This is a genomic window from bacterium (assembly GCA_019912885.1).
GTDB lineage: Bacteria > Lernaellota > Lernaellaia > JACKCT01 > JACKCT01 > JAIOHV01.
Map to the genome: position 1 here is coordinate 1 of JAIOHV010000089.1, position 6,500 is coordinate 6,500.

A 6,500-nucleotide genomic window follows, 5' to 3' on the forward strand; every position below is an offset into this window, starting at 1 on the left:
TCGTTGTGGTTGTCGTCGTGGTCGTGGTTGTCGTTGTGGTAGTGGTGGTCGTTGTGGTTGTCGTCGGGCAAACCACGCATCCTTGAAATACGAAGGCACGCCCTTCCGAACTCTGACCGTTTGCGTACTGATACGCGCCGACGATCACGTCCGCGTAACCATCGCCGTTCACGTCGCCCGCGTCGGCGACGGAAGCCCCGAAACGGGCGTTGATCTTGTCGCTTTCGAACATCCACGCCGGCGACGTCTCGGCGCCCGTTGACGATCCCGAAAAGAGGTCGGCCCGGCCTTCGGCGCTGTGGCCATTGTTATAGAGCCACGCTCCGACGATGACGTCGTCGTAACCGTCGGCGTTCACATCCCCCGCGCCCGAAACGCTTGCCCCGAATTGGGCTTGGGCGTTGACGCTGTCGCTCTCTTTTGTCCAGTCGGGCGACGAGGACAGACCCGCCGACGAACCGTGGAAAACCAGAGCGCGGCCCTCCTGGCTGGTGCCATTCGTGAAACGGGACTGGCCGACGATCACGTCGTCATAGCCGTCGTTGTTCACGTCGCCGGCGCCGGAAACGGCGATGCCGAAGGAGGATTGGGCTTGATCGCCCTCGGCCGTCCACGCGAGAGCAGCGCCGTTGCCGGCTCCATGAAAGGCGTAGGCCCGTCCCTCGCCGGCCTGGTCATTTGTAAAATAGGGCGCGCCGGCGATCACATCGTCGTAGCCGTCGCCGTTGATATCGCCCGCGCCCGACACCGACGTGCCGAAATACGCGTAGGCCTGGTTGCTCGCGTAGGTAAACGACCAGGAATTCACGGTGCCAAGATCGTTGGCCCCGAAAAAGACAAAAACCGCGCCTTCGGACCCTTCGGGCGAGGTGAAGGCCGGGGCGCCGACAACCACGTCGTCGTATCCGTCGGCGTTCACGTCGCCCGCGCCGGATACCGAAGCGCCGAATTGGGTCTGCGTCGTGGTGTATTCGTAGCTCCAACCCGAAGCCATGCCCGCGGCGCCGCCCGTAAATACGATCGCCTTTCCGCGAAACGACGACCAACGCGGGGCGCCGACGATCACGTCGTCGTAACCATCCCCGTTCATGTCGCCGGCGCCGGACACCGAAGCGCCAAACCAACTGTACTCGCTTTCTGTGTTTCCAAACGTGTAGGCGGGCGAACCTGATACACCCGTTGCGGAACCGAGAAAAACATACGCGCGCCCCTGTTCGGTCGCGGTATCCGTGTAGCGCGAAGCGCCCACAACCACATCGTCGTAGCCGTCCGCATTGACGTCGCCCGCGCCGGTCACGGAAATGCCAAGGTTCGCGTTCGCCTGGTCGGATTCGTACATCCAGGCCGGTGCCGCGCCGAGCCCCGGATCGATCGCGACGGGATACGCCGCGTTCGCGTCGTCGACGATCAGCCGGATCGCGTCGGGCGCGGTCCACTCCATCCACGCTTCGAGTTCGACGCCGTTCGCGTCCCACACGGCGAGGCCCGAATAACGCAGCACGTCGCCCGCGCGGTCCGCGAACAAAATCCCGGAGCCATCGTCATTGACGCGTCCCGCAAGCCCCGAATCGACGCGCCCTTCGACGACGAGGAATCCGTCACCGCCAGGGTTCTCGAAGATCTCGAAGCCCTGCTCGAGGCCGCCCGCGCGGTTGGCGTACCACTCGGAGTGCGTCGCGCGTTCGTACGCGACTTGCGAAAGGCAGGCGTCGTCAAAGCCGAACCGCGGCGGAAGGTCGCATTCGCCCTCGATGGGCGCGACCGGTTCGACGGCATCCAGGGCGTCCTCGCGGCCGACGCCCGCCGTCGTCCATGCCCACGCGTGCTCCGCGCGGTGCCGCTTCGCCGTCACCGAAATGCCGAGCGCGTCCATCTCGATCGCGATTCGCTGCGCCGGATTGTAGCCCGCGAATCGATCACCCTCGGCGTTCAGGCGGTATTGCTCCGTGTCGATCCGGGCGGCGATATCGCCGGCCCCGTCGCCGGTCCAAGAGGAGGCGGATTCGAGCGCCCCGGATTCCGGAGCGGGCGAATCACGCGGCTCATCCACGCAGGATGCAAACAGCACAACCGCACAAAAAATGGCCATAACAACGCACGCGGTTCGGCTCATGGATCGCTACCCTCCTGTTCGCCGCAGCCCCCGCGCACGTCCACGCACCCACGGACCACGATTGAGTCGGCACACTCGTCCAAATGCGATTTTTAATTATTTTTCGATGTTGACGCGTCTATAGGTCGCGCGGCGCGTGGTCAACGCAAAGTTTGCGATATAACCGTAACGAGCGCTGTGTTGGTAAGAAAACTAACCATATCACGCGTCCGGGAGCAATCGAAGCGCGCCGCGGCCCGTGGATTGCTTTTTCGTCACGCGTCATTTGGCGCTACGTTCAACACCCGCAGCCGCTGTCCGAATTGTCATCATCATCCGAAGCGGGGATCGCGTCATCGTCGGACGCATCGTCATCGTCCAGGGTGGCGTCGTCGTCGTCATCCGCCGCATCGTCATCGTCCTCGAAATCCGCGTCGTCGTCATCGGCCGCGTCGTCGTCGTCGTCCGATGCATCATCATCGGCCGCGTCGTCGTCGTCGTCCGGCGGCGGGTCGGGCATTTCGAAAAGATCGTCGAAATCGTACCATTGGTGATTCGCAAGCGGCTCGTTTTCGTAGTCGTGCCAGTACGACACGCCGACGCGCATGGCGTCGGGCACGAAGATCATTGAGTGCAGCGTGACGGAGTTCGGCTCCTCGCCGCTTTCGATGAGAAGGAAGTCCCACAGATTGTCCTGCGTGACCTTTCGACTGTAGTAGAGATTGTAGAGCGAGAGCGCGGAGATGTAGCGAAGCTGCTCCACGGGCGAGCGCTGCGGCACGAGCGCGGTCTCCCAGTTAAACTCCACCATCGCGTCGGGCGCGAAGTTGACATCGTCCGCCGGCACGCGGATCGCGCGCTGGAAGTGGTTCGCGTGATAGCTGACCATCGGCGGATCGGAGCGGTCCGACGGGCCGAAGAACTGCCAGATCGAGGCGGAAAACAGCGGCTCGGCTTCCAGGTGATCGATCGCGTCCTGCACGGTGTTTTTGCCGTCGCCGTTTTCATCGCGCGCGGCGATGGCCATGCGCGTCTCCCACACGCCAAACAGGATCTCCGGATCCCACTGCACGGTGTCCGGATCCATGACGATCGCGCCGCGGTTGACCATCGCGCCGATGCCCGACTCGTTCATGCCCGCGACAAGGCCGATGAAGCCGGGGTATGCGATGCCCGCGTAGCGCTGCTGGTCCGGGTCGTCCGGCGTGTGCGCGATGATGAGCGCGTTGATTCCCGCGGTGAACGCACCCTCGGGCTCCATCACGTAGTCCGTGTTGTGGCCGACGATAAGCGCGCCGGGATAGTCGGGATCGCTCGACGTCGCATCGCCCCATCCCGCGAGCGTGCTGCAAAGCAAGCCCGCGATTTCCGAGATGCCGACGAGCGTCACGATGTCGTACTCGTCGAAGTCGCGCTTGATGATCGGGACGTACGCGGGCATTCCCGCGGCGAGCATGCCGTCCTTCATGCCGATCGCCTCGTCGAGAAACGCATCGGCGATACCGAAGTGATTGCGAACCCACGCGCGTGCCATCTCGTAAATGAGCGGCCCGGCGCCCTCGGGTGGAAATGCGTAAATCTCCAGGTTGTCCATGATGTCGCCGGCCAGGTGATAGCCCTGCGCGTATCCGCGCTCGTACGGCGTGCCCCACACGTGCAGGACGCGCTGGTTGCCGTAGGTCATGAGATGGCCGTTGACGTCGAGCGCGGACGCGAGCGCCGGCGCAAGCAACATCGCGACAACGATGACGGCGACCCGTTTGCTCATTTTGGCGGCTCCCTGGTTCGACGACGATCATACCATATTCCATCCCGGCGAGAGCGGTGGCGGAGCCGGCCGCGCGCCTGGCGATGTCAGGGCCGCAAATGCAGGCGCCGCGAAGTGGCGCCGGAATGCGCGGTCGGAGACGCATCACCGGAATGGATGGGGAATGGGCGATACCGGGGCGACGCCAACCGCGCGTTTCGCATTCGCTTTGCGCGCGCATCGTTTGCGTTCCCCACGGCTCAGACGGGACCGAATTTGTGATACCATCCGCTCCGTGAGCACGCGCAAAAAACTTCTTTTTATCGAGCCCTCGCGTCTTGCACCAAACGGCGAGCCGGTGCGCATCAGGCGCGAAGGCATGCGCACGCTGACGTTGCCATATCTGGCGGGTATGACGCCTTCCGACTGGGAGACGTCGATCAAGATCGACGCGCTCGATCCGGTGACCGGCGACGAGCCCGCGGATCTCGTGGCGCTTACCGCAATGACGCAGCGCGCGCCGCGCGCCTACCGGATCGCCGAAAAATTTCGTGAGCGCGGCGTTCCGGTCGTGATCGGCGGATCGCACGTCGATCTGCTGCCGGAGGAAGGCGAGCAATATACGGATTCCGTGGCCATCGGCGAGGTGGAGGCGATCTGGCCGCGGATCCTCGCGGACGCGGAAGGCGGATCGCTCGCGCGGCGCTACGAGGCGGGCAACCTGCCCGCGATGGAGCATCTGGCGAAACCGCGTTTCGACCTGATCCGCAACAACAAATATTTCACGCTGCTCTGGCCCGTGCAGACGACGCGCGGCTGCCCCTACCGCTGCAACTACTGCACCGTCACGACGATCTACGGGGCGAAATACCGCCACCGCCCGGTGGAGGAGGTCATTGAGGACATCCGGCAAATCCGCAAACACACGCGCTACATCTTTTTCGTCGACGACAACCTCACGCCGGACAAGGCGTACGCGACCGAATTGTTCGAGGCGCTGATCCCGCTTGATATTTCCTGGTCCGCGCAGATGACGTTGCGTTTTGCGGAGGACGAAATGCTCCTCAAGCTCGCGGCGCGTAGCGGATTTCAGATGGTCGTTTCCGGCATCGAAAACGTGAACGCGGAAAACCTCGCCACGGCGAACAAGAGCTTCAACAAGCCGCTGCGTTATCGGGAACTGCTGTTGCGCTACCGCAAGGCGGGCGTCAACGTGCTGGCGGGAATGATCCTCGGTTTCGACACCGAGACCGAACGCACCATCGCGGAGAACCTCGAATTCATGCGAAGCGAGAAGCTTCAGATCATCTCGCTCTACATCCTCACGCCGTTTCCGGGCACGCCGCTTTTCGAACAATACGAGAACGAAGGCCGCCTGATGACAAAGGACTGGTCGCGCTACGATAGCTACACGTGCGTCTATCGACCGAAGCATCTTTCGCCGGAGCGGCTGACCGATCTGTATTGGGACGTTTGCCGCAAGGTGACGACGGTGCCGGCGATTCTTCGCCGTTTCACGCCGCCGCCGCTGCCCCGCGCGCGCACGCTGATGCCCGACGCGATCGCGAACGGCCTCATCTTCATGAACAACCTGGTCCTGTTCCGGCGCGACGCCCGGCGCGGCGTACCGCCGCAGGTGTGAGGGAATCGCAATAGAGTCTGAAAGTCTGAAAGGCTGGAAGGCTGGAAGGCTGGAAGGTCATCGCGGAATCGCCGATCAACACGAAGGCACAAAGGACTCAAAGGGCACAAGGGACTTGCTTGTCACGATCGGTCGTCCCGCGTTGTCGTCGCCGCCCGTTGTTGTTGTCCCGCGTTGTTGTCGCCGCTCGTTGTTGTCGCCGCTCGTTGTTGTCGCCGCTCGTTGTTGTCGCCGCGCATGGTTGTCATTCTGAGCGAAGCGAAGAATCTCGCATCGTGCCGGCACGAAAGTAGATCCTTCGCTACGCTCAGGATGACGAAGACGCGCTCGGGTCTTCCAGCCTTCCAGCCTTCCAGCCTTCCAGCCTTCCAGCCTTCCAGCCTTTCAGACTTCCAGACTTTTTCGCCTTCCCGCTTCCTCATCACCCGCTCGTCATCGACGCGTAAATCTTGCGATTCAAGAACGGCAGCGACGCGCCGGCGACAAGAAGCTCCACGCGCCAGCGGTGTTCGAGGTGCCGCGCCGTCGCCGCGTGGCGTAGGAAGGTCGAAAGAAACGCCTCGCGCCACTGCGTATCGTATTCCGCGGGTTTTCCGCGAGCGACGCACGCCGCCGCGATCTGCCCGCCCCACATCGCGTAGTAGATGCCCTCGCCGGTTAGCGGATCGACGTGCCCCGCCGCGTCGCCGACCAGGCACCAGTCGTCACCCGCCATCGGCGCGGCGAACGCGCTCTCGTCCGTGGCCAGCGGCAGCGGCCACGAGACGACCGGCGGCGCCTCGCGGCCGGGCGCCTGCTCGGCAAAAAACGTGCTCCACAATCTTCGCCAGTCGTCGCGCCGCATCATTGGAACGCCGACGCCGACGGACGACCGATCGCGGCGGTTGAACACCCACGCGTAGCCGCGGCGGTCGCCGAAAAATTTCACGAGCGCGCCTGGCGCGTCGAGGCGATCCACGAGCCCGTGCGCCGCGAGCGCGACGTGGCGCTCGTCGGGCTTCGGCGCGACGCGCTTGCGC

5 protein-coding genes are annotated in these 6,500 nt (G+C 63.7%); 1 reads left to right on the forward strand and 4 read right to left on the reverse strand.

Annotated elements, in window-relative coordinates; genetic code table 11:
* Positions 1–2,113 (reverse strand): integrin alpha (locus K8I61_07405; protein ID MBZ0271848.1); only part of this gene is annotated, 2,113 nt, incomplete at its 3' end.
* Between the two features lie 277 nt (positions 2,114–2,390).
* Positions 2,391–3,860: a hypothetical protein gene (locus tag K8I61_07410; GenBank protein ID MBZ0271849.1), complete on the reverse strand. Its 1,470-nt coding sequence runs from the start codon at positions 3,858–3,860 to the stop codon at positions 2,391–2,393.
* 274 nt (positions 3,861–4,134) lie between these two features.
* On the opposite strand from K8I61_07410, the gene K8I61_07415 reads away from it, so the two are divergent.
* Positions 4,135–5,481: a B12-binding domain-containing radical SAM protein gene (locus tag K8I61_07415; protein ID MBZ0271850.1), complete on the forward strand. Its 1,347-nt coding sequence runs from the start codon at positions 4,135–4,137 to the stop codon at positions 5,479–5,481.
* 122 nt (positions 5,482–5,603) lie between these two features.
* Here the strand turns inward: K8I61_07415 and K8I61_07420 are convergent, their stop codons facing one another.
* Positions 5,604–5,903, reverse strand: coding sequence for a hypothetical protein (locus tag K8I61_07420; GenBank protein ID MBZ0271851.1), 300 nt, complete (start codon positions 5,901–5,903; stop codon positions 5,604–5,606).
* Positions 5,903–6,500 (reverse strand): hypothetical protein (locus K8I61_07425; GenBank protein MBZ0271852.1); only part of this gene is annotated, 598 nt, incomplete at its 5' end. The genes K8I61_07425 and K8I61_07420, both read right to left, overlap by 1 nt.

What these genes read in the sequence shown, in the direction of transcription:
- K8I61_07410 (MBZ0271849.1), bottom strand. Translation starts at nt 3,860, where the DNA reads ATGAGCAAACGGGTCGCCGTCATCGTTGTCGCGATGTTGCTTGCGCCG.
- K8I61_07420 (MBZ0271851.1), bottom strand. Translation starts at nt 5,903, where the DNA reads ATGAGGAAGCGGGAAGGCGAAAAAGTCTGGAAGTCTGAAAGGCTGGAA.